The organism is Salmonella sp. 741265073_HBA, from assembly GCF_046569105.1.
In the GTDB taxonomy this organism is placed as follows: Bacteria; Pseudomonadota; Gammaproteobacteria; order Enterobacterales; family Enterobacteriaceae; genus Salmonella; species Salmonella enterica.
The window spans coordinates 60,834-84,940 of the sequence record NZ_JBKFRY010000003.1 but is presented as its reverse complement, the minus strand read 5'-3'; the positions used below and the strand labels follow the sequence as shown (position 1 = coordinate 84,940).

The window sequence follows — 24,107 nt, the reverse complement described above, 5'->3', positions numbered from 1 at the left end:
TATTTTTAAATGACGGAGTGGCATAAGTTCAATAATAAGTTTCATAAGATTACAAATTATTTTAATTTGTGTGATCGAGATCTCCTTAATACATTTGAGAGTATTAATTCAAATAGGGACTGTCTAATAAGATATATTTTCGGAGGGGACTATTGTGCTGTTTATGGTTTTATTTTTGGTAGTAACGACTGATTATTATATGCACTAATACAGTTGCCAGCTAGCGTTAATTATATATTTGTTAATATGATTATATCATTGCATTAACATATTTAACGATTTTATAAAATCCATTTTTACCAGCGCAATCCTGGTATGGCGCAGGGGGAGCTCGTGAAAATGGAAAATCGTCAAATACACACAGGCGATAGATAAAAGCGTAGTTGTGTTGTGAAGGGTGTCAAGGTACAGCGGGCGGATTTTATATCAACATCGGCCCACCCGTCGCTATTAGCGCCGCCGCGTTGCCAGCCAACAAAGTAGCGAACCTACGCAAACCATGACTGCGCCTTGCCAGAAGGAGAATGACAGTGGTGAGCTGAGTAACAGCGCTGCCAGAGCAGAGGACATGACGGGGGTAAAATAAGACCCTACGGCCATGATAGTCACATTGCCATGAAGTATGCCCACATTCCATGCTGCGTAGGCAAACCCCAACGTTAATGCCGCGGTAAAAAGTTTAGCAATCACCGGTAGGCTAAATATCATGGCAGGTTGCGGCGTAAGAAAATAGTGGAACCACAGCGCCACGGCGGTGAGTAACACAAAGACGGTGATACCGTTAAAACCACGCGCATATTTATTTGTGACAGTGCAGTACGTCGCCCATATAAACGCCCCAAGAAATGCCAGTAAATAACTTAGCGGACTGGTGGCGACATTGCTGATAATTTCTCCCGGATTAAGACCATTCTCGCCCCCCAGAACCCAGCAAACGCCAGTAAGTGCAATAAGCAAGCCAGGAACAATAAGCCAGTTAGTTTTTTGCCCGTTAAAAAGAATGGCAAACAGAATGGTCAGGCTGGGCCATAAATAGTTAACCATGCCGACTTCGATAGCCTGATGGCGAGTGGCGGCATAACCGAGAGAAAGCGCCAGGCATATTTCATAACTGACAAACAGTACGCTGCCTGCGATGAGGTATCGCCCCGGGAAACGACGGATATCAGGTAATCCGACGGTAAAAATCAGCAGCAGGCCGCTTAATGAATAGATCATGGCTGCGCCGCCTACCGGTCCGAGACCTTCGCTGACGCCGCGAATTAACCCAACCATCGTGCTCCACAGAACGATGGCAACAAGCCCTATTAGCGTTGCTTTTTGTGATGTCATGCTTTGTGACTGTCCTGAATACCGCGCAAAATAAACTGCCACTTATAGCACTTTTTCCGAGGGCGATGCCATGCAGTGTCATTTTTTAGTACCTCCCTGGAGTTATTGCAGTTTAAAAATAGGGCTATTTAATAGCGGAACCGTTTCAATATTGATTTGACGCAAAAAAGTTATCGATTTTGCTGTTAGTTTCCTCGCGAAGTTATACGCGCATCCTGGACTGAGGTTTTGCTGCAGTTCGAAGGAGGCGTGCATTAGTGGAAAAAAGAGGAAAGCAATGGACGTCAGCCGCAGACAATTTTTTAAAATCTGCGCGGGCGGTATGGCGGGAACAACGGTGGCCGCACTGGGTTTTACCCCTAAAATGGCCCTGGCTCAGGCGCGAAACTATAAGCTGTTGCGCGCAAAAGAGATCCGTAACTCCTGCACATACTGTTCCGTAGGTTGCGGGCTATTAATGTATAGCCTGGGAGATGGGGCAAAAAACGCGAAAGAAGCGATTTACCATATTGAAGGCGACCCGGATCATCCGGTAAGCCGTGGCGCGCTGTGCCCGAAAGGGGCCGGTTTGCTGGACTATGTTCACAGTGAAGATCGCCTACGCTATCCGGAATACCGCGCGCCGGGTTCCGACAAGTGGCAGCGCATTAGCTGGGATGACGCTTTCACTCGTATTGCTAAATTAATGAAAGCCGATCGTGACGCCAACTTTATTGAAAAGAATGAGCAGGGCGTCACGGTTAACCGCTGGCTCTCTACCGGGATGCTGTGCGCCTCGGCGGCCAGCAATGAAACGGGTATGCTGACGCAGAAGTTTGCGCGTTCTCTCGGTATGCTGGCGGTAGATAACCAGGCGCGCGTCTGACACGGACCAACGGTAGCAAGTCTTGCTCCAACATTTGGTCGCGGTGCGATGACCAACCACTGGGTGGATATTAAAAACGCCAACGTCGTGATGGTGATGGGCGGCAATGCCGCAGAAGCGCATCCGGTGGGTTTCCGCTGGGCGATGGAAGCGAAAAACAACAACGATGCGACGTTGATCGTCGTTGATCCACGCTTTACGCGTACGGCGTCGGTGGCGGATATCTATGCGCCAATACGTTCCGGTACAGACATTACCTTTCTGTCCGGCGTGTTGCTGTACCTGATCGAAAATAACAAAATCAACGCTGAATACGTTAAGCATTACACCAACGCCAGCCTGCTGGTGCGGGATGATTTTGCCTTTGATGACGGTCTTTTCAGCGGCTATGACGCCCAAAAGCGTCAGTACGATAAATCCTCCTGGAACTACCAGTTCGATGAAAACGGCTATGCCAAACGTGATGAAACGTTGACGCACCCACGCTGTGTGTGGAATCTGCTGAAGCAGCACGTTTCGCGCTATACGCCGGACGTCGTGGAAAACATCTGCGGTACGCCGAAAGCGGACTTCCTGAAGGTGTGTGAGGTGTTGGCCTCTACCAGCGTTCCGGATCGCACTACGACCTTCCTGTATGCGCTGGGCTGGACGCAACATACCGTCGGGGCGCAGAACATCCGTACCATGGCGATGATCCAGTTGCTGCTCGGCAATATGGGGATGGCTGGCGGCGGTGTGAACGCCTTGCGCGGCCACTCTAATATTCAAGGCTTAACGGATTTAGGACTGCTCTCCACCAGCCTGCCGGGTTATCTGACGCTGCCATCGGAAAAACAGGCCGATCTGCAAACTTATCTGGCCGCGAATACCCCCAAAGCGACGCTGGCCGATCAGGTCAACTACTGGGGTAATTATCCTAAGTTCTTCGTCAGCCTGATGAAATCTTTCTATGGCGATGCGGCGCAGAAAGAGAATGACTGGGGCTTTGCCTGGCTGCCTAAGTGGGATCAGTCCTATGACGTGATCAAATATTTCAACATGATGGATAGCGGGAAAGTCACCGGCTATTTCTGTCAGGGCTTTAACCCGGTGGCGTCCTTCCCGGACAAAAACAAAGTGGTGCAAAGCTTAAGCAAACTGAAGTATCTGGTCGTTATCGATCCGCTGGTGACTGAAACGTCAACGTTCTGGCAGAACCACGGCGAATCTAATGATGTTGATCCGGCAACGATTCAGACCGAAGTCTTCCGTCTGCCGTCTACCTGTTTTGCGGAAGAGGATGGCTCTATCGCTAACTCCGGTCGCTGGTTACAGTGGCACTGGAAAGGTCAGGACGCGCCGGGCGAAGCGCGTAACGACGGCGAGATTCTGGCCGGTATTTACCATCGTCTGCGTGAAATGTATCGCGCAGAAGGCGGTAAAGGCGCCGAGCCACTATTGAAGATGAGCTGGAACTACAAGCAGCCGGATGAACCGCATTCGGAAGAAGTGGCGAAAGAGAACAACGGCTATGCGCTGGAAGATCTCTATGACGCCAACGGTACACTGCTTGCCAGGAAAGGCCAGTTGTTGAGCAGTTTTGCATTACTGCGCGATGACGGTACGACATCCTCCTCCTGCTGGATTTATACCGGTAGCTGGACGGAGCAGGGCAACCAGATGTCCAGACGTGATAACGCCGACCCGTCAGGGCTTGGCAATACACTGGGTTGGGCGTGGGCGTGGCCGCTAAACCGTCGCGTATTGTATAACCGCGCTTCGGCGGACCCGCAGGGTAAACCGTGGGATCCAAAACGGATGCTGATCCAGTGGAACGGCGCGAAGTGGACAGGGAACGATATTCCGGACTTTAACAACGCGGCGCCGGGGAGCGGGACCAATCCGTTTATCATGCAGCCGGAAGGGCTGGGACGTCTGTTTGCTATTGATAAAATGGCGGAAGGGCCGTTCCCTGAACACTACGAGCCGATGGAAACGCCGCTGGGCACTAACCCGCTGCACCCGAATGTGGTCTCGAACCCGGCGGCGCGTTTGTATGAAGAAGATGCGCTGCGCATGGGTAAGAAGGAGCAGTTTCCGTACGTGGGCACGACTTACCGCCTCACAGAGCATTTCCATACCTGGACCAAACATGCGCTACTTAACGCTATCGCTCAGCCGGAACAGTTTGTGGAGATCAGTGAGACGCTGGCGGCAGCGAAAGGTATTGCTAACGGCGACTATGTGAAGGTGAGCAGTAAACGCGGGTTTATTCGCGCGGTCGCGGTGGTAACTCGTCGTCTTCGCACCCTGCATGTCAACGGTCAGCAGGTTGAAACGGTGGGGATCCCGATTCACTGGGGCTTTGAGGGTGTCGCGCGCAAAGGCTATATCGCCAATACTCTGACGCCAAATGTCGGTGATGCCAACTCGCAAACGCCGGAATACAAAGCGTTTTTAGTTAACATCGAGAAGGCGTAAGGGAGGCGAACATATGTCTATGGAAACGCAGGACATTATTAAACGGTCCGCAACAAACGCCATCACGCCGCCTCCGCAGGCGCGTGATTACAAAGCCGAAGTCGCGAAACTGATCGACGTCTCCTCCTGTGTCGGCTGTAAAGCCTGCCAGGTAGCCTGTTCTGAATGGAACGATATTCGCGATAACGTTGGTCATTGTGTCGGGGTGTACGATAACCCTGCCGATCTCAGCGCCAAGTCCTGGACGGTGATGCGCTTTACCGAAACCGAGCAGAACGGCAAGCTGGAGTGGCTGATTCGTAAAGATGGTTGTATGCACTGTGAAGATCCAGGCTGTCTTAAAGCCTGTCCATCTGCCGGGGCTATCATCCAGTACGCGAACGGGATTGTTGATTTTCAATCTGAACACTGTATCGGCTGTGGTTACTGTATCGCCGGGTGTCCGTTTAATATTCCGCGCCTCAACAAAGAGGACAACCGCGTTTATAAATGTACACTCTGCGTCGATCGCGTCAGCGTGGGCCAGGAACCGGCCTGCGTCAAAACTTGTCCGACCGGGGCTATTCACTTCGGCACCAAAAAAGAGATGCTGGAACTGGGTGAGCAACGCGTGGAGAAGTTAAAAGCGCGTGGCTTTGAACATGCCGGTATCTACAACCCGCAGGGCGTCGGCGGTACGCACGTCATGTATGTGCTGCACCATGCCAACCAGCCGGAGTTGTACCACGGCTTGCCGAAAGATCCGCAGATCGATACCTCAATCAATCTGTGGAAAGGGGCGCTAAAACCGCTGGCCGCAGCGGGCTTTATCGCCACTTTCGCCGGTCTGATTTACCACTACATCGGTATTGGCCCGAATAAAGAAACGGACGACGATGAGGAGGATCATCATGAGTAAGTCGAAAATGATTGTGCGCACGAAATTTGTCGACCGCGCCTGTCACTGGACGGTGGTGATCTGCTTCTTCCTGGTAGCGCTGTCGGGGATTTCATTTTTCTTCCCGACGCTACAATGGCTGACGCAAACCTTCGGCACGCCGCAGATGGGACGTATTTTGCACCCGTTCTTCGGTATTGCCATTTTCATCGCGCTGATGTTTATGTTCGTGCGTTTCGTCCACCACAACATCCCGGATAAAAAAGATATTCCGTGGCTGAAAAATATTGTCGAAGTATTGAAAGGCAATGAGCATAAGGTGGCGGATGTCGGCAAATACAATGCCGGACAGAAGATGATGTTCTGGTCCATTATGAGCATGATTTTTGTGCTGCTGGTGACTGGCGTGATTATCTGGCGTCCGTATTTCGCGCAGTATTTCCCCATGCAGGTGGTGCGTTATAGCCTGTTAATTCATGCGGCGGCGGGCATTATTTTAATGCACGCGATCCTCATCCATATGTATATGGCATTTTGGGTGAAAGGCTCGATTAAAGGCATGATCGAAGGGAAGGTCAGCCGTCGCTGGGCGAAGAAACATCATCCACGCTGGTATCGTGAAATCGAGAAGGCGGAAGCAAAAAAAGAGAGCGAAGAAGGTATTCAGTAATTCTTTCGCGATCTGATAAACAAGGCGCTATCCTGGTAGCGCCTTGTTTTCATCTGCTGTCTGTATACTCAGACGACCACAGCAAATCGTTTAACGACGGAAATCGATGACCATACGGCCACGAATTTGTCCCTGTTCCATCTCTTTAAAAATAACGTTGATATCTTCAAGCGGACGTAGAGCGACTTTTGGTACGACTTTTCCTTCCGCCGCGAACTGGAAAGCTTCGGTCAGATCCTGGCGTGTCCCCACCAACGAACCGACAACCTGAATGCCATCCAGCACCAGGCGAGGGATATCAAGGTTCATGGCTTCTGGCGGCAGCCCGACTGCCACCACGCGACCTCCGGCGCGAACGGCATCTACTGCGGAATTAAACGCCGCCTTAGCGACCGCGGTAACCACCGCTGCGTGCGCGCCACCGGTTTTTTCCTGCACAATTTTAGCCGCATCTTCCGTACGTGAATTAATGGTCAGATCTGCGCCCATTTCCTCGGCCAGTTTCAGTTGTCCATCATTGACATCAATGGCGATCACTTTCGCATTGAAAACGTTTTGCGCGTACTGCAAGGCCAGATTACCCAGACCGCCCAGACCGTAGATGGCAATCCACTGGCCAGGTTTAATATGAGAAATCTTCACCGCTTTATAGGTGGTAACGCCCGCGCAGGTAATACTACTTGCCGCCGCAGAGTCCAGACCTTCCGGTACTTTCACCGCATAATCCGCGACGACAATACACTCTTCGGCCATGCCGCCATCTACCGTGTAACCAGCATTTTTCACGTTGCGGCATAAGGTTTCATTGCCCGTATTGCAATACTCACAGTGTCCGCATCCTTCATAAAACCACGCGACACTCGCGCGATCGCCGGGTTTCAGCGAGGTGACACCAGGACCGACTTCCGCCACGACGCCAATGCCTTCGTGTCCCAGAATGACGCCGGTTTTGTCACCGAAATCTCCGTTTTTCACGTGTAGATCGGTATGGCATACGCCGCAGCACTCCATTTTTAGCAAAGCTTCACCGTGGCGAAGGGGACGCAGCGTTTTCTCAGTAACATCAACCTGATGATCTTGTGTGACAACAGCAGCTTTCATAACCTTCTCCTTTTATTAATAGTGAACTGCATAGCAGGTAATAGCAGGTAATAGCAGGTAAGGTGCTATTACCTCTTTAGGATTAATATTTCTGATGAGTTATGCAAGGCGGCAGAAATACAATGTAATAGTTTAGCCAGGATTATCCTGATAAATCCCCGTTCAATACATAAAGGTGGCTAATATTAGTAGCTTGACAAATAAGCAGGGAAAGGAATTCAGGTGTGTCGACAGACTCGCCAAAACTAAAGAAGAAAGTGATATCCGGCGGCATTCACCGCCGGGTACGTATTAAATGGAAGTCCGACGGTAGTCGCGGTATTCCGGTTTCCAGAAGTTATCGTCAATCGCCTGCTGCAGCGCTTCCGCAGAGGTTTTCACCGCTACGCCTTGTTGCTGCGCCATTTTGCCTACGGCAAAAGCGATAGCGCGCGACACGACCTGGATATCTTTAAGCGCTGGCAACACTAATCCTTCGCCGTTATTGACCAGCGGAGAATGTTTCGCCAGCGTCTCACTGGCTGACATCAGCATTTCATCAGTAATGCGCGATGCGCCGGAAGCGATAACCCCAAGTCCGATGCCGGGGAAAATATAGGCGTTATTACATTGTGCGATCGGATAAACCTTATCTTTCCAGATGACCGGCGAGAATGGACTGCCGGTTGCCACCAGCGCGTTGCCTTCCGTCCAGGCGATAATGTCCTGTGGCGTGGCCTCCACGCGAGAGGTGGGATTAGAGAGCGGCATGACGATCGGGCGAGGGCAATGCTTATGCATCTCGCGGATGATCTCTTCAGTAAAGAGCCCGGTCTGGCCGGAAACCCCGATCAGAATATCCGGCTTCACGTTACGTACCACATCCAGCAGCGACAGCACGTCATTTTCGGTGTCCCAGTGCTGGAGATTGTCGCATTTCTGCACCAGTTTTGCCTGGAACGGCAATAAATTAGGCATCCGGTCCGTCAACAGGCCGAAGCGATCGACCATAAAAACGTTCTGTCGAGCGGCATCTTCGCTTAAACCTTCACGCTGAGTCTGCGCGATGATTTGTTCAGCAATCCCACATCCGGCGGAACCCGCGCCGAGGAAAACGATTTTCTGCTCGCTAAGCTGACTGCCGGCAGCGCGGCTGGCGGCGATCAACGTACCAACGGTCACGGCTGCGGTGCCCTGAATATCATCGTTAAAGGAGCAAATCTCATCACGATAGCGCGTCAACAGCGGCATTGCGTTTTTCTGCGCGAAATCTTCAAACTGTAGCAGGATATCTGGCCAGCGCTGCTTAACGGCCTGAATAAACTCATCGACAAACGCATAATACTCATCGTCGGTAATGCGCGGATGACGCCAGCCCATGTAAAGCGGATCGTTGAGTAACTGTTGATTGTTGGTGCCGACATCCAGCACAACGGGAAGGGTATAGGCCGGACTAATGCCGCCGCAGGCGGTGTATAATGACAGCTTACCGATAGGGATCCCCATCCCGCCGATGCCCTGATCGCCAAGCCCCAGAATCCGCTCGCCATCCGTCACCACAATAACTTTAATGTTGTGGTTAGGCACATTCTGCAAAATGTCGTCCATATTGTGACGGTTCGGATAAGAGATAAATACGCCGCGCGCCCGGCGATAAATCTCAGAGAAGCGCTCACAGGCCGCGCCCACGGTCGGGGTATAGATAACCGGCATCATCTCTTCAAGATGGTTTTGCACCAGTCGATAAAAGAGCGTTTCGTTGGTATCCTGGATGTTACGCAGGTAAATATGCTTATCGATTTCTGTTTTAAACCCCTGATACTGGAGCCAGGCGCGTTCGGCCTGTTCTTCAATCGACTCGACGACCTCCGGCAGCAGCCCTGACAAATTGAAGTTGCGGCGCTCTTCTACGCTAAAAGCGCTGCCTTTGTTTAACAGGGGGAATTCCAGCAATACAGGGCCAGCGTAAGGGATATAAAGGGAACGTGCTTTCTTGGTTGTAGTTTCCATGTTACTCACTCTTTTTCGAATAACTGTCCCTGGCACCGTCGTTTATCATCATATATTGCCTTCCACCAGGGAACCGACCCTGAGTATAAAGCATTGTGAGACGTTAAGGTCATTCCTATAAACAAAAACACCATTGCAGATGCAATGGTGTTTAACGTCATTTCAGGACTGTACGATTACTTTTGGCTATCGGCGCGGCGCTTTCTGCCGGTTGGGTTATTCACCACGCTGCTGGTGTCGCCTTCAGTAACAACCTTACGCTGGTTGGAAATTCTGTAATCCAGTCCAAGTATATGACGAGCTTGACGGTTCGATTTCATGTTAACTCCTCAATCCTGTTGCTAGTTTTAAGGACAAATTCGCTTACGCGAAAGAAACGTAACCCCTAAGGTTGCCGATACAGCATAGCAGGTTTTACAGAGTAGGGTGCTGCCCGCTTACCACATAGTTGATGGTCTGCTGGTAGATGTCACTGAGGATGTCATTGTCGGAAGCCTCAACCCATTTGGTCAGCTCCATTAAAATATCATCTTCAGTGACAACGCCTAACTCCGCGCGTAATCCTTGTTCAATCGCGTTGACCAGGGCCGGTTGTGCTGCTGAGGTATTTGCTGAGTGATAAGTAAACATATAATGCCTCCGTGAACATGTATTTATTTAGTACGGCTCGCAGAAAATTAATTCGTATTCAGCATGGCAAATATTTTTGCGGCTGTGGTTAAGATTAGTCCTGGAGTTATTTTAACGCAAGGCGGAACTCTAATTGTTTACCCCAGAAGAAAATATATTACGTTTGCCAATTACATATCCTCATACAAATAGTGGCCAATTAATATACATTTAAAAGGCTACTTATTGCGATTTTTATCTTTTATTACAACGAGATAAGACAAATCTTAATTTGAATAAAAATATACATAGTGGAATACGCTTCCGGAAGAAAACGTAAGGATAAAAGGAGGTATATATTCTTTAAAGAAAGGGAGGCCTGTTGATTTAATATCCATCACTGAAAAAGCATACAACTATTTTCTATATCTGAAGTGCGGGTAATTGACAACATGCTACATCCATCGGCATGGACAACGCAGATTAGCAGCATGGTCTATACTTTATTTTTTGAGCCAACAGGAGAGCAAAAATGACAATCCATAAGAAAGGTCAGGCACACTGGGAAGGCGACATCAAACGGGGTAAAGGTACCGTATCAACAGAAAGCGGCGTGCTTAATCAACAACCGTATGGATTCAATACCCGGTTCGAAGGCGCGCAGGGGACCAACCCGGAAGAGTTAATTGGCGCCGCACATGCGGCCTGTTTCTCCATGGCACTATCACTCATGCTGGGAGAGGCTGGATTTACGCCGACATCCATTGACACCACCGCTGACGTATCGCTTGATAAGGTGGAGGCGGGCTTCGCCATTACCAAAATTGCGCTACAAAGCAAAGTCGCGGTAGCAGATATTGATGCTTCAACTTTCGATCAAATCATCCAGAAAGCAAAAGCCGGGTGCCCGGTATCGCAGGTTCTGAATGCGGAAATCACCCTCGACTACCAGCTTAACGCCTGATAACTCCGCCAGCCCGGTAACGACTCTTGTTTATCGGGCTGTTGAATATCGCTTTTTCTCCCTCTCTCATTTTCTTCACGCTATCGGGCGTAAAAGTACACGGAGCGAATGAAAAAGTATCAGACGTCAGGAACCTCGAGAAGCGTCTTCTTACCGTGTCTTTGTTGGTATTCATTACAGGTGTTAATCATTTTCTTTGCCGCTCCTTTTAGTAAAGAAAGCATTAAATCATCATAATCAACGTAGAATCTGGTTGCTTCGGCTTCCGTTTTTATCTCCCCAATTGCTGCTATTTCGGTGGCTAATTTCAATTTTGCCGCATCGATATCTTTATTCGCTTGTTTCACTGTAGCCGATAAGCTAGTAAAGAAACTTTGCACTGCTTTTAGCCTGTTATTCAATTCTGGAATCAATTTCCCTTCAATCACGCCCGCAGCAATAGAATAGGAAATAATTAATCCAAACGGACCGGCGATTATGCCGGCTGCAGCACCGGCATAAGCTTCCTTACGAATTTTATCCACCTGTGCCTGGAAATAACTGCTTTTTTCCGAGAAATCATTAGTTAACTGGCTATCTAATGCCAGCAGTTTTCCGGAAGCGTTGTTGAAACTTTGTGAACTTGCCAGGAGAGATTTTTGCGCTTCATTCAGTTTCTTGACGCCATCATCTAATATCCTGATGAGAATGTCTTTCTGGGCTGATGCTTTTTTCTCATTATATTCATTAAATAGTAAAATATACGCTGAGAGTAATTGCGTCACGACACCACACCATTCATAAACAGTTTGCGTCGCTTCAAAATACTTGTCCTGGCTGTCCATAAGCAAAATTTTAATATCACCGACTAAAACAGAAGCTTCCTGCGAGTACTCCTGTTTAAAACGGCTTAACTCTTTTATGGTTTCATCAAAGGTCTTCCAGGGGATGACCTGGTCGAGGTATTTGTTATAAAAATCTAATGCCCCATCTGCGGTTTCGATCGCGCTTTTAACTACCTCTACAGTTTGTTCTGCAAATATTCCAGTCATAATCATTTGCCTCTTTAAATATATAAGTTGCAATTAAGTCATTGTTTTATAACTTATTCCTACCTATTACCTCCAGACAACTTTTGTAGCTTAAGTTAACATTCCAGAAGCTGGAAATACTGCCAACTGCCTGCTTATCTACGCAGGGTACGATTACTCTGCTGCATTTTCTCCAGAATACGACCAAAAGAAACTGTTTTGCTTCCTACTTTCACCATCCCATCTTCCGGCAAGTAGCTAAATTTGACGTACAGTATATTGTTGCTGGTTTTATCTTTTGGCTTCATAGCCAAAATAGCTTGCTGTAATGCTTTTAGGTCGGCGGGGATCCCCACCGCATCGGTGATATCGGTACCGGGCACAAATTTCGATACCTGATCAACAGTTTGAGTCAATATATCCTGCAGCGGAAATAAGCCGGTAAAACGTTGTTTGGGTTTATATTTTGTCACTCCCATATAAATGTCAGGTAGACCTTTAATGTGGTTTTCAATACTGCGAGTTTTATTTTTCAACATAAATTCGCTAATCTCTACCGGAGAGCCGATCAATACCAGCGGTTTCACTCCTGCACCTTTTTCGGAAAAGAGATAGTTGTTATTGCTGCTTTTTACTGCTTTCTGCAATTCGCCACGATCCATGATTAAGCTGTAATATTTACCCTCTTTCACAACAGGTTTGGGTTCACGCCACATATTGATATCGCTAGCTTGTGCTAAACTGGATGCCATCATGTAACCGAAAAACGCCAATGTTACGGATAGTTTCATTAACTTTACCTTTTAATTAGCCAAAAAAAATAGCACTCGTAAAAAGTATAAAGCCGTGGTTACAACAAAACTTAAACGTCGCTCACTTCACCGATAAGCATTTATTTATCTTAATAATGTAAATTACCCTTCCAATAATGCCTGAATTATTACCCTTTGGATTCAACTGTTTGCAGTTATAGTGCTAAATAACAATAAATCTACTGGAAGTATACAGTTTGTGTACGAAAGGTGTTTTTTATGATTACGGAAACCTGAAATTGTCCGACTATCTGTAAATGCTATGAAATTGTATTGTAGATCCGATTGCGCCCGGTGCTGATGACTACCGGGGCAATAGTGGTTGGTTTAGCCCTGATAGGGTTCGCCAGCGGCGTAGACGCCGCAAGCCGTTTTGGCCAGGGCTGGTGGTTGCCTCCGGAATGCTGACAGGCAATCTGTTTACGATGTTTGTTCTGCCCACCGTTTGTGTCTGGCTGGCGCGATTGCGACAGCATGTCAGAGCGAAGTTCTCTTTCATCAGCTCAACGTAGTGCATACCACGTTATTTGCTATTGTCGTGGTCTACTTTTTCGCCCTAAAATCTGCTCGCCATGTTGCTTTATTCATCAAACATCAAAATCAGTCAACGTAAATATCAATAATAGCCATATCACGGAGGGTGATCTTTATTCCTGAGAGAGGAGGGGTATTATTTTCTGCGTTCTACATTAACGGGTTAACGCGCAGATGTAGAGGTTATTTATATAATTATTGGAGCAACAACAATGAATAAATTCTCCCTTGCTACAGCAGGTATTATCGTGGCAGCGCTGGTAACCAGTGTTAGCGTGAATGCGGCAACAGATACTACTAAAACAAACGTTACGCCTAAAGGTATGAGCTGCCAGGAGTTTGTTGACCTCAATCCGCAGACGATGGCGCCAGTCGCTTTCTGGGTGCTGAATGAAGATGAAGATTTTAAAGGCGGGGACTACGTTGATTTCCAGGAAACTGAGACGACAGCAGTGCCGCTGGCCGTTGAGCTTTGTAAGAAAAACCCGCAGAGTGAATTAAGCAAAATAAAAGACGAAATCAAGAAAGAACTCTCAAAATAAGAGTAAACTGATATCAAAACCCGGCCTGTGTGTCGGGTTTTACTATTTGTGACACCGTCACAAATAACATCTTCCATTTCTTCTACCAATCACGTGGTATTGCACTATTTTCATTAGAGCCCTTCACTATATGGAGACCTAATGAAAATTTTACCGCTGGCACTCTTTATCATTCCTTTTCTGGCCGGATGCGGCGCCAATAATACGCCGCCGCAAACGCCTATTCCCGGGGAAAAAACATCTGCCAAATTACGTACCCTGGAAACAGGCGCGGCGGCTATTCAATCCAGACCACCTGTCGATGCCATCAGTACCTACCTTGACGGGTTCCATTTTTATAGCGGTGATAAAAACGGACAGATGGAAGCGCACCATTACGTTACCGTCCTGAACGAAGATGTCATGCAGGCGGTAATTTACGACGGCAATACGAAAAACGCGCGCCTGATGGGGGTGGAGTACATTATCAGCGAACGTTTATTTAAAACGCTTCCTCCCGAGGAGAAAAAACTGTGGCACAGCCACCAGTACGAGGTGAAATCCGGTAGCCTGGTGGCGCCTGGCTTACCGCAGGTCGCTGATAAGGCGTTGATGAGTAAGATTGTTAATACCTATGGCAAGACCTGGCACACCTGGCATACCGACCGGGATAAAACCCTGCCAATGGGTATCCCTGCGCTGATGATGGGCTTTACTGGCGACGGGCAGCTTGACCCCGCGCTGCTGGCCGATCGGGATCGCCGTCTGGGAATTGATACCCAGGCCATTAAACGCGAGCGGCAGGTTCTGCCTGAACATCCCGTTATCAAGGGGGCTAACGCCTGGGAGCAGGGAGAGGTTATCCAGCTACAGCGTGTTCAGGGCGCTGGCGAACACGGGCGAGGCGATACCGCGCACTTCGGTACATCTGAGCAATCCCGACAATAATTCCACGCTTTTACACGCAGATACGAAAAAGAATGCCTGTTAAGTGACAGTGTCACGTAAAGATTAGCCCCATAGTCTATGCTTGTTCTTCGGATGCTGTAGAGGTTATGGGTTAAACGGAGCGACAAATGAGTTCAAAAATTTTTTGCAAAAGCTGGGGGGCTGAATATATCGCCGCTGATGTTGTCCGCTTTCGTCTTTGGGCCACCGGTCAGCAAAAGGTTATGCTCAGGCTTGCGGGTAAAGACCAGGAAATGCAGGCGAGCGGTGACGGCTGGTTTACGCTGGACGTCTCCGGGGTGACACCAGGTACGGAGTATAACTTTGTACTCAGCGATGGCATGGTGGTCCCCGATCCGGCTTCCCGCGCCCAAAAAACTGACGTCAACGGTCCGTCATATGTGGTTGATCCAGGCAGCTACGCGTGGCGCAACACCGGGTGGAAAGGTAGCCGTTGGGAGCAGGCCGTGGTATACGAGATGCATACAGGCACGTTCACTCCGGAAGGCACTTTCCGCGCCGCAATAGCGAAGCTGCCTTATCTCGCTGAACTCGGCGTTACCGTTATTGAAGTGATGCCCGTTGCGCAATTTGGCGGCGAGCGCGGCTGGGGCTATGACGGCGTACTGCTTTACGCGCCGCATTCTGCCTATGGGACGCCGGATGATTTCAAAGCGTTTATTGACGCCGCGCATGGGTATGGTCTTTCCGTCGTCCTGGATATTGTGCTGAACCATTTCGGCCCGGAGGGAAATTATTTACCGCTATTGGCGCCGGCGTTTTTCCACAAAGAGCGCATGACGCCGTGGGGAAATGGTATCGCCTATGATGTCGACGCCGTGCGGCGCTATATCATCGAGGCGCCGTTATACTGGCTGACAGAATACCATCTCGACGGCTTACGCTTTGACGCTATCGATCAGATTGAGGACAGTAGCGCCAGGCATGTGCTGGTTGAAATCGCACAACGTATTCGGGAAGACATTACCGACAGACCCATTCATCTGACCACCGAAGATAGCCGCAATATTATTTCTCTGCATCCCCGAGATCAGGATGGCAATGCGCCGCTGTTTACCGCCGAATGGAATGACGATTTTCATAATGCCGTCCACGTTTTTGCTACCGGAGAGACCCAGGCCTACTACAACGATTTTGCTGATGCCCCGGAAAAACACCTCGCAAGAGCGCTGGCCGAAGGATTCGCTTATCAGGGAGAAATTTCACCGCAAACCGGCGAACCTCGCGGCGTAAAAAGTACCGGACAACCCCCGGTCGCTTTTGTGGATTTTATTCAGAATCACGATCAGGTCGGTAACCGCGCCCAGGGCGACAGACTGATAACCCTGGCGGGCGCTGAACGAACAAAAGTATTGCTCGCCACGTTGCTGCTTTCACCGCATATTCCGCTGCTTTTTATGGGCGAAGAGTATGGCGAAAGCCGTCCTTTTCTTTTTTTTACCGATTTCCATGGGGATTTAGCCCGCGCCGTTCGTGAAGGTCGCGCAAAAGAGTTTGCCGATCATGCAGGGGAAAATGTTCCGGACCCGAATGCGCCAGAGACCTTTCAACGCTCAAAACTTAACTGGAAGCAACAGCACAGTGAAGAGGGTAAAGCGTGGCTGGCGTTTACCCGCGAACTACTGCTTTTGCGCCAGAAGCATATCGTGCCGCTGTTGTCCGCTGCCCGTGAGAGCTCAGGAACGGTATTGCAAACCGCGCCCGGGTTTATTGCCGTTAGCTGGCGTTTTCCGGGAGGAACACTGTCACTGGCGCTGAATATTAGCGCCACGACGGTATTGCTGCCCGATTTACCAGGTAAGACTCTCTTCGCCTGGCCGAATGAATCCACCGGGTCGCTTTCCCAACATTCTCTTATTGTCCGCTTAGCCCAGGGAGAGTCTGCATCATGATCCCAACTGCAACGTATCGCCTTCAGTTTCGCAATGGCATGACCTTCGATCGCGCTGCGGCGCTGGTGCCTTACCTTAAAAATCTGGGTATCAGCCATCTTTATGCCTCACCCATCTTTACCGCCACCAAAGCGTCAACGCATGGTTATGATGTCACCGATGCGAATGAGATTGAGCCTTCTATTGGCGGGCGCGAAGGATTTGAAAGACTGGTGGCTGAACTTAAAGCGCAAGGTCTGGGATTGATCATCGATATTGTGCCTAATCACATGGCCAGCTCGCTGGAAAACGCCTGGTGGTGCGACGTGCTTGAATATGGCAAGGAGAGCCGTTACGCGCGCCATTTCGATATTGACTGGTCGCGCCGACTGACGCTGCCTTTTTTAGGCGACACGTTTGACGCCGTGCTGGAAAACGGAGAAATTGCGATCAAGCCCGATCCCGCTACGGGTAACCCCACGTTCGCCTATTATGATAACTATTATCCGCTTGCGCCGGCGACGTGGCAGGGGCGCGAGGCCGAAATACTGGCGCTTACCGATAAAGCCGCTATTGCTGATTTGCATGAGCGCCAGCCGTGGAAATTAATGTCCTGGCGCGAGGCCGCTCGCTCGCTTTCATATCGGCGTTTCTTTGAGGTCACAGGGCTGGTAGGAATGCGGGTGGAAGATAAAACCGTCTTCGACGATACACATCGGCTGATTCTGGAGCTGGTCAGAACGGGGGCGGTTGACGGTTTACGTATCGATCATATCGACGGCCTTGCCGATCCGAAAGCCTATCTTACGCGTTTACGTCAGGAAGTGGGGCCGGCGTGCTATATCACCGTGGAAAAAATTCTCGCTAAAGGCGAGCAACTTCCTGATGACTGGCCGGTTTCTGGCACCACAGGCTATGAATTCATCGCCTCGCTGGCGGAGGTGCTGGTTGACGATGAGCAGATAGACAATCTGCGCCAGGCTTACGAGACCGTAACAGGCGCGCCAGTGGATATGCGGGCGGAATTACGGGCAGCTAAATTGCTGATGGTCGATCGCAATTTCGAGGGGGAATTTACCCGGCTGCTCGCGCTTGCGCTGTCGATTGCCAGCGAGCTACAGATCGCACAGGAAGAGAGCGTCGTTCGGCAGGCGTTACGCGAGTTATTAATTGCCTTTCCCGTATATCGCACTTACGGCACGGCAGAAGGGCTACCGCCGACCGATATTTGCCTGTTACACCGTATTGTGGAACGGGTAAAGACGCTTGAAAATCCTCCGCAGCCAGAAGCGCTTACATTTCTGAGCCGCCTTCTTACCGGCGATGTTCCCACCTCCAGCCAGGAGGAGGCGACACAGTTTCGCGTTCGGTTCCAACAACTCACCGGTCCGCTGATGGCGAAATCGGTAGAGGATACGCTTTTCTTTCGTCAAAACATGGGACTGGCGTTAAATGAAGTCGGCGCCGAGCCCGTCACGCATCACTTCTCCATTGAACGCTTTCACCATGAGATGAAAACCCGACAGGCGCGACAGCCTGATGCGCTATCCGGTACGTCGACCCACGATACCAAGCGAGGCGAGGATGCGCGAGCACGCCTGTATACGCTTACCGAAGCGCCGGAACAGTGGAGCGAATGCCTTGCCCGCTGGCGGCAGATGAACCAGACCCATGTCAAATTTTTAAATGATGGCACTGCGCCAAAATCGGCGGATACGTGGATGTTATATCAGGCGCTGACCGGCGTCTGGCCCCCGATGCTACAACCACAGGACGAAACTGGCCTAAACGCGCTGAAAACACGCTTTGAAGCCTTTGTGGAGAAAGCGCTACGCGAAGCGAAGCTGCGTACCGATTGGGTGGACAGTAATGAGGCTTACGAAACGGCAATGCTTGATTACGCCCGTTATTTACTGGCGCCGGATAATCAGACATTTTTGCAGGATTTTTATCGTTCCTTGCAACCCTTCATCCGCGCAGGGCTGGTTAACAGCCTGACGCAGACCGTTATCAAATTAACCGCGCCGGGAGTACCTGATATCTATCAGGGGAGCGAGGCGTTGAATTTTAGTCTTGTCGATCCCGACAACCGCCGCGAACCGGATTTCGCCACGCTGGCGCAGCAGTTAGACCAGCTAACGCCGGGAGTTTTCTCATGCGAAGAGAGTTGGCTGAACGGGCAGGTGAATCAGTATGTCACCGCCGCCATACTGCGTTTGCGTCAGCAGAATCATGAGCTCTTCCGTTTTGGCGACTATATACCGCTGCGGGCTGTTGGTCAGCGTGCCGACAAAGTCATCGCTTACGCCAGAGCCAATCATGATGATGCGCTGATTGTTGTTGCGCCCCGACTGGTGTTCGCCGAATGTGACGGCTTATTGTCACAATCGCATAGCGGTTTCTGGGCAGGAACCGACATTATTACACCCGGACAGCTTAATCAGCATCGTTATCGCAATGTGCTTACCCAGGAGAGGTTAATGCCTGGTGAACACCTGTCGTTGGCCTCACATCAGGGCGGCGTACTGGTTTTAATGAGCGACTGAGTTTATGTGTTGATGTGCCGTGACAGGACAACGTTTACCGTGGGTGGAGAAAGAGAATGACAACAAACAGGGCTTTTGAAATCAGATCAGGATACAACCATACGCTTGGCGCAAATTATGACGGCGAAGGCGTGAATTTCGCTATTTTTTCCGCCCATGCGGAACGCGTCGAGCTTTGCCTTTACGATCCGAGCGGGGAGCATGAAATCGCTCGTCTGGAGTTACCGGAATATACCGACGAAATATGGCACGGCTATGTCCCGAAGTTGCAGCCCGGCGCGCTGTATGGGTACCGCGTTTACGGTCCTTATGACCCGGAAAATGGTCATCGTTTTAACCCCAACAAGCTGCTTATTGACCCTTATGCCCGTGAGCTGGTGGGCGATATTCAGTGGAACGATGCGCATTTCGCGTATCAATTACTTCATGACGATAAAGATTTGACCTTTGATGACCAGGATAGCGCGCCATTTACGCCTAAATGCCGGGTGATTGATCCGGCTGAGGCGAATTGGGAGGATAGACAACGGCCTTCCATACCGTGGTCGAACGCCATTATTTATGAAACGCATGTAAAAGGCTTTACCCAGCTTAATTCCGCGATCCCTGAGCCTCTACGCGGTACGTTTGAGGGCATGGGGCATAAAGCCAGCGTGGATTACATTAAAAGTCTGGGGATTACCTCCGTCGAGCTTTTACCCGTTCACTGGTTCCCGGACGATCAGCATCTGCTCGATAAAGGACTGAAAAATTTCTGGGGATACAACTCGCTGGGCTTTTTTGCGCCGGCGACGCGCTACTATGGTCCAAAAGGTATTCAGGGATTCCGCGATATGGTGCGCGCTTTCCATGATGCCGGCGTCGAAGTGATACTGGACGTGGTCTATAACCATACGGCAGAAGGGAATGAGCTTGGCCCCACGCTGTCATTTAAAGGTATCGATAACTTCTCTTACTATCGCACCATGCCCGATCAGCATCGCTATTACATTAACGATACAGGGACAGGTAATACCGTCAATACCTCTCATCCACGGGTACTGCAAATGGTGATGGATTCCCTTCGCTATTGGGCGGAGTCAATGCATGTCGACGGCTTTCGTTTTGATTTGGGCACCATTCTTGGTCGTGAGCCGGAAGGCTTTGATCAGAGAGGCGGCTTTTTTGATGCGGTAACGCAAGACCCGGTGCTGGCAAAACTGAAACTGATTGGCGAACCCTGGGATATCGGACCGGGCGGCTATCAGGTTGGCGGCTTTCCACCAGGGTGGGGCGAATGGAATGATAAATACCGCGATACGGTACGCGAATACTGGAAAGGTGACAACGTCACAAATGATTTCGCCGCACGCCTGCTGGGTTCCGGCGATCTCTACGATTTGCGCGGTCGTCGCCCCTGGTCAAGCGTTAACTTTATTACTGCCCATGACGGCTTCACGCTGAACGATCTGGTGTCTTATAACGACAAACATAATGAAGCCAATGGCGAAGATAATAATGACGGGCATAATGATAACCGCTCCTGTAACTATGGCGCAGAAGGACCAACCGACGACGAAGGCATCAATGCGATACGCGAGCAACAGAAACGCAATTTCCTGACCACCTTGCTTTTCTCGCACGGCACGCCGATGTTATTAGCGGGCGATGAGTTTGGCCGCAGTCAGATGGGCAATAATAATGGCTACTGTCAGGACAGTGAAATATCGTGGGTCCACTGGGATAATTTGCCGGAAACCGCCAATGCGCTACGGGAGTTTACCCGTCATCTGATTCAACTGCGCGCCACGCAACCGTTGCTGCGCCGGGAGAGCTGGCGTGACGGTCTGGAGATCCGCTGGTTTAACGCCGGCGGAGGGGCGCAGCAATCCGAACAATGGGATGAGGGATCGACCATAGGCGTATGCATTAGTCGTCCCGATCTCCAGCCGGAAGCGGGGATCTGGCATGACGCCTTACTGCTTTTCAATCCGTTTGAAGGCAGCGTACCGTTCCGTATTCCGATGTGGGGAGAAGGCGGCTGGGTACTTGAACTGACAACTGCCGATAACGCGCAGCAGGGAATGCGGATTACCGAAGAAATGGATTTCGATCTGGCCGGGCGCAGCATCGTATTATTCAGACGCCCCTGATAGTAAAACCGCGCTCCGGACCCAACCGGCCTTGATGGCCGGTTTTTTTACTGGCGCTCAGGCGATATCATGTCGCAGAAATAACACCGTTGTCAGTTTACCGCCCGAAAAATTCATCCGCCTGTTGGTATTCCTTTGATTGTTTTCACCGATATTCGCTTCAGGCCGTCTATTGCCATTTCAAGGTAGGTACGTGGACATCCCAGATTTAAACGGATAAATCCGCTGCCCGCCGGGCCAAAGCCGCTGCCCATTGAAGGAGCAATACCCGCGACATCCGCCATTACCCATTTTAGCTGTTCGTCATCCAGTCCCAGTTTTTTACAATCCATCCATAATAAATAGGTTCCCTGCGCCGGGACAATTCTTGCCCAGGGAAGGTGCTCTGTCGCCTGTTCAACAAACCAGCGGCGGTTTTCCGCCAGGTAATCCAGTAGCGAATCCAGCCACTGTCTGCTTTCATTCCATGCGGTAGTCGCCGCCTGAACGGAGAGGGCGTTAAAGACATCCAGCCCATGAGCGTCCAGACGAGACAGGAAACGCTGGCGAAGCGTAGGATCGGGAATGAGAAAATTAGAAATTCGCAACGACGATAAGCCAAACGTTTTGCTGGCCGCAGTGGCGGAGATGACCCGTTTATGCCAGCGCTCCCCTAAATGCAGTACCGAGGTAAAGGTTTCGCCGGGCAGCAATAGATCGGCCCATATTTCATCCGAGATGAGAGTGACATCATAAGCTTCACATAATAAAAGCAGTTGCTCCAGCTCGTTGGCCGACCAGCAACGCCCGGTTGGATTATGTGGATTACACAAAATCATCAGCGGAGGGCGCTCATGGCAAAACAGCCTTTCCAGTTGGCAAAAATCCATCTGGTAGCCATCGTCCGGCGACTCGCTAAGGGGATTCTCCAGCAGTTTTCTACCATTAAGCGTGATTATTTTGGCGAAGGAGCCATAGTATGGTCCCTGTACCACTACGCCGTCGCCTGGATGCGTCAACATTTGCACTAAGAGCGCCAACCCTGGTACGACGCCTTCCACGCTGCATACCCATTCCTGTTTTAACGTGAGCTGGTGGCGTGACGAAAACCAGTGAAGCAGGGCGTTAAAATAGGCCTCATCACGTTCACTATAGCCAAATACGCCGTGCTCGATTCGCTGATGCAATGCCGCCTGAACCTCAGGCGGGCAGGCAAAATCGAAATCAGAAACCCACATCGGCAGCAGTTTCCCTGCGCCATCGCCAAAGTGACGCTCAATAAAATCCCACTTTACCGAACCAGTATTGTTGCGATTGATAATCTGGTTAAAATCCATCTTGTTTCCTTATTATTTCGTCACTGACGTTTGCGGCGACTTTTCTGAAGCGGAGGCAGTTCTGGCAATACCAATTCCGCTAAAACCATAAATTAATGCGAAGAAGATCGCCGCATAGCACTGGATAGCCCAGGGCAGAAGATCAAGCGTGCTAACGCCCAGCGTGGTTGCCATGTAGACGCCAGCCGAGGTCCACGGCAGGAGAGGTTCGATAACGGTACCGGCATCTTCTATCGTCCGTGAAAGGTTTTTAGTATCCAGCCCCATACGACGATAGGCATCTTTAAACAGTTCGGCGGGAACTAACAATGCCAGTTTACCGTCGCTGGTCGCTCCTGTGACCAAAATTGTGGTGCCGATAGTGGCGGCAATGAGTTGACCAACGCTATGAATAATGGTCAGCAGTCGGTTAATGATGATCGTTAACGCGCCGGTTAACGTTAGCGCTCCGGCAAATGAAAAAGCGCAGAAAACTAACAGTATTGTTCCCATCATCGAGAACATTCCGCCCCGGTTTAGCAGGCGCGGAACATCGGCCACGACACCTTCTGCGCCTTGTGGGAACATGGCGATATCAAATCCATCAATGAAAGCGTCCAGTCCCTGTTTGATGCTCAGTCCCTGCATGATGACGCCGAGGAACAAGGCAAGTACGCAGGCGCTTAACATTAATGGGATGACAGGCTTCTTGCGAATTGCGCCCCACAGTACGATCACCGGCGGCAAAATAAGAACAATATTAAAATGGTATAGCGACTCCAGCGAGTGGATGATGTCCGTAACGCGCTGCGGCGTGGCCACCTCGCCCAGCATATTACTGTGTCCGGCGATAAGATAAACCACGGCGGCAAGCAGGAAACTTGGCAGGGTCGTCCAAAGTAAATGCTGAATATGCTCAAACAGAGTAGTATCTGCGACAATCGCGGCAAAGTTAGTCGAGTCGGACAAGGGTGAGATTTTGTCGCCGAAATAAGCGCCAGAAACGACGGCGCCAGCTGCTGCTGCAAGAGACACGTCCAGCCCGGCGGCAACCCCCATTAACGCAACGCCAACCGTCCCGGCGGACCCCCACGATGTACCGGTACAGACGGAGACCACGCTGGTTAAAAAGAAGGCTGCAATCAAAATATATTCCGGGCTTATGAGTTTTAGCCCCCAGTACACCATGTAGGGAATGGTGCCACTAAACATCCAGGTGCCAATCAAACCGCCCACGCAGATCAGGATCATGATAACCGGCATTGCTTTAGCCAGCTTATCCACCACTGAGTTGATGATGTCTTCCCAACAGTATCCTTGCCACCATGCAATGCCTGCCGCTACCGCCGCAGAGCACAGAAGGAGCGGTTCGATACGTAGCCCCATGATGCCGTAACCGATAATCAACAATAACAACATGGAGATGACTGGGATTAGCGCTAAACCCAATGACAGCGTTTTCTTCTTGTTTTGTGATGCACTCATAATGGAGCTCCGGTCAGTAAGGTAGCTCAAGGGTAGGGGGATACGCTTCTCACTACTGTGATCCA

The 24,107-nt window shown here is 50.3% G+C and carries 18 protein-coding genes and 1 pseudogene; 10 read left to right on the top strand and 9 right to left on the bottom strand.

The window, feature by feature from the left end; genetic code table 11:
• Positions 1-450: 450 nt before the first annotated feature.
• Complete coding sequence (gene yddG, locus ACLD3P_RS05290; RefSeq protein ID WP_000203795.1) at positions 451-1,332, bottom strand: aromatic amino acid efflux DMT transporter YddG; 882 nt, start codon at positions 1,330-1,332, stop codon at positions 451-453.
• Between the two features lie 277 nt (positions 1,333-1,609).
• Between yddG and fdnG the strand changes: the two genes are divergently transcribed.
• The 3 genes from fdnG to fdnI are packed head-to-tail and all read left to right on the top strand — an operon-like array spanning position 1,610 to position 6,204.
• Entirely contained in the window at positions 1,610-4,657 is a 3,048-nt protein-coding gene (gene fdnG / locus ACLD3P_RS05285; protein WP_411006428.1) for a formate dehydrogenase-N subunit alpha, read from the top strand.
• Positions 4,658-4,670: 13 nt separating this feature from the next.
• Positions 4,671-5,555: a formate dehydrogenase subunit beta gene (fdxH, locus tag ACLD3P_RS05280; RefSeq protein ID WP_000061599.1), complete on the top strand. Its 885-nt coding sequence runs from the start codon at positions 4,671-4,673 to the stop codon at positions 5,553-5,555.
• Positions 5,548-6,204, top strand: coding sequence for a formate dehydrogenase-N subunit gamma (gene fdnI / locus ACLD3P_RS05275; protein ID WP_000045657.1), 657 nt, complete (start codon positions 5,548-5,550; stop codon positions 6,202-6,204). Before fdxH ends, fdnI begins: the two co-directional genes overlap by 8 nt.
• A 90-nt stretch (positions 6,205-6,294) precedes the next feature.
• Here fdnI and adhP read toward each other — a convergent pair whose 3' ends face one another.
• The 4 genes from adhP to bdm form a co-directional block, all read right to left on the bottom strand.
• Positions 6,295-7,305: an alcohol dehydrogenase gene (gene adhP, locus ACLD3P_RS05270; protein WP_411006430.1), complete on the bottom strand. Its 1,011-nt coding sequence runs from the start codon at positions 7,303-7,305 to the stop codon at positions 6,295-6,297.
• Between the two features lie 291 nt (positions 7,306-7,596).
• Positions 7,597-9,294: an NAD-dependent malic enzyme gene (locus ACLD3P_RS05265; RefSeq protein ID WP_000450511.1), complete on the bottom strand. Its 1,698-nt coding sequence runs from the start codon at positions 9,292-9,294 to the stop codon at positions 7,597-7,599.
• Between the two features lie 176 nt (positions 9,295-9,470).
• Positions 9,471-9,614, bottom strand: a complete 144-nt coding sequence (gene sra, locus ACLD3P_RS05260) for a stationary-phase-induced ribosome-associated protein (protein ID WP_000841559.1) — start codon at positions 9,612-9,614, stop codon at positions 9,471-9,473.
• Positions 9,615-9,708: 94 nt separating this feature from the next.
• Complete coding sequence (bdm, locus tag ACLD3P_RS05255; RefSeq protein WP_000495700.1) at positions 9,709-9,924, bottom strand: biofilm-dependent modulation protein; 216 nt, start codon at positions 9,922-9,924, stop codon at positions 9,709-9,711.
• A gap of 511 nt (positions 9,925-10,435) precedes the next feature.
• Between bdm and ACLD3P_RS05250 the strand changes: the two genes are divergently transcribed.
• Positions 10,436-10,867, top strand: a complete 432-nt coding sequence (locus ACLD3P_RS05250) for an OsmC family protein (RefSeq protein ID WP_000152297.1) — start codon at positions 10,436-10,438, stop codon at positions 10,865-10,867.
• 119 nt (positions 10,868-10,986) lie between these two features.
• On the opposite strand, the gene hlyE is transcribed toward ACLD3P_RS05250, so the two are convergent.
• Together hlyE and ACLD3P_RS05240 are read right to left on the bottom strand one after the other, a co-directional pair.
• Complete coding sequence (gene hlyE, locus ACLD3P_RS05245; RefSeq protein ID WP_411006431.1) at positions 10,987-11,898, bottom strand: hemolysin HlyE; 912 nt, start codon at positions 11,896-11,898, stop codon at positions 10,987-10,989.
• 134 nt (positions 11,899-12,032) lie between these two features.
• Complete coding sequence (locus ACLD3P_RS05240) at positions 12,033-12,668, bottom strand: hypothetical protein (RefSeq protein ID WP_411006432.1); 636 nt, start codon at positions 12,666-12,668, stop codon at positions 12,033-12,035.
• Positions 12,669-12,968: 300 nt separating this feature from the next.
• Here ACLD3P_RS05240 and ACLD3P_RS05235 point away from each other — a divergent pair.
• The 6 genes and pseudogenes from ACLD3P_RS05235 to glgX all read left to right on the top strand — a co-directional run.
• Positions 12,969-13,201 (top strand): annotated as a pseudogene (locus ACLD3P_RS05235) (efflux RND transporter permease subunit); the annotation flags it as partial.
• 234 nt (positions 13,202-13,435) lie between these two features.
• Positions 13,436-13,765 (top strand): acid-activated periplasmic chaperone HdeB, encoded by a 330-nt coding sequence (hdeB, locus tag ACLD3P_RS05230; RefSeq protein ID WP_001032161.1) that lies wholly within the window; start codon positions 13,436-13,438, stop codon positions 13,763-13,765.
• Positions 13,766-13,906: 141 nt separating this feature from the next.
• Entirely contained in the window at positions 13,907-14,692 is a 786-nt protein-coding gene (locus ACLD3P_RS05225; RefSeq protein WP_131046331.1) for an OBAP family protein, read from the top strand.
• 128 nt (positions 14,693-14,820) lie between these two features.
• On the top strand, positions 14,821-16,605 hold the full coding sequence (gene treZ, locus ACLD3P_RS05220; RefSeq protein WP_023244365.1) for a malto-oligosyltrehalose trehalohydrolase: 1,785 nt from the start codon (positions 14,821-14,823) through the stop codon (positions 16,603-16,605).
• A complete protein-coding gene (treY, locus tag ACLD3P_RS05215; protein ID WP_411006433.1) occupies positions 16,602-19,130 on the top strand; it encodes a malto-oligosyltrehalose synthase in 2,529 nt (842 codons plus the stop codon). Before treZ ends, treY begins: the two co-directional genes overlap by 4 nt.
• A gap of 56 nt (positions 19,131-19,186) precedes the next feature.
• Positions 19,187-21,262, top strand: a complete 2,076-nt coding sequence (glgX, locus tag ACLD3P_RS05210) for a glycogen debranching protein GlgX (protein WP_031605339.1) — start codon at positions 19,187-19,189, stop codon at positions 21,260-21,262.
• A 113-nt stretch (positions 21,263-21,375) separates the two neighbouring features.
• Here the strand turns inward: glgX and ACLD3P_RS05205 are convergent, their stop codons facing one another.
• Both ACLD3P_RS05205 and nhaC read right to left on the bottom strand, forming a co-directional pair.
• Positions 21,376-22,578, bottom strand: a complete 1,203-nt coding sequence (locus ACLD3P_RS05205) for a MalY/PatB family protein (protein ID WP_411006434.1) — start codon at positions 22,576-22,578, stop codon at positions 21,376-21,378.
• A 12-nt stretch (positions 22,579-22,590) separates the two neighbouring features.
• The gene (gene nhaC / locus ACLD3P_RS05200; protein WP_001276632.1) at positions 22,591-24,042 is read right to left on the bottom strand and encodes a Na+/H+ antiporter NhaC; all 1,452 of its coding nucleotides are present in this window, start codon (positions 24,040-24,042) and stop codon (positions 22,591-22,593) included.
• Positions 24,043-24,107 lie beyond the last annotated feature (65 nt).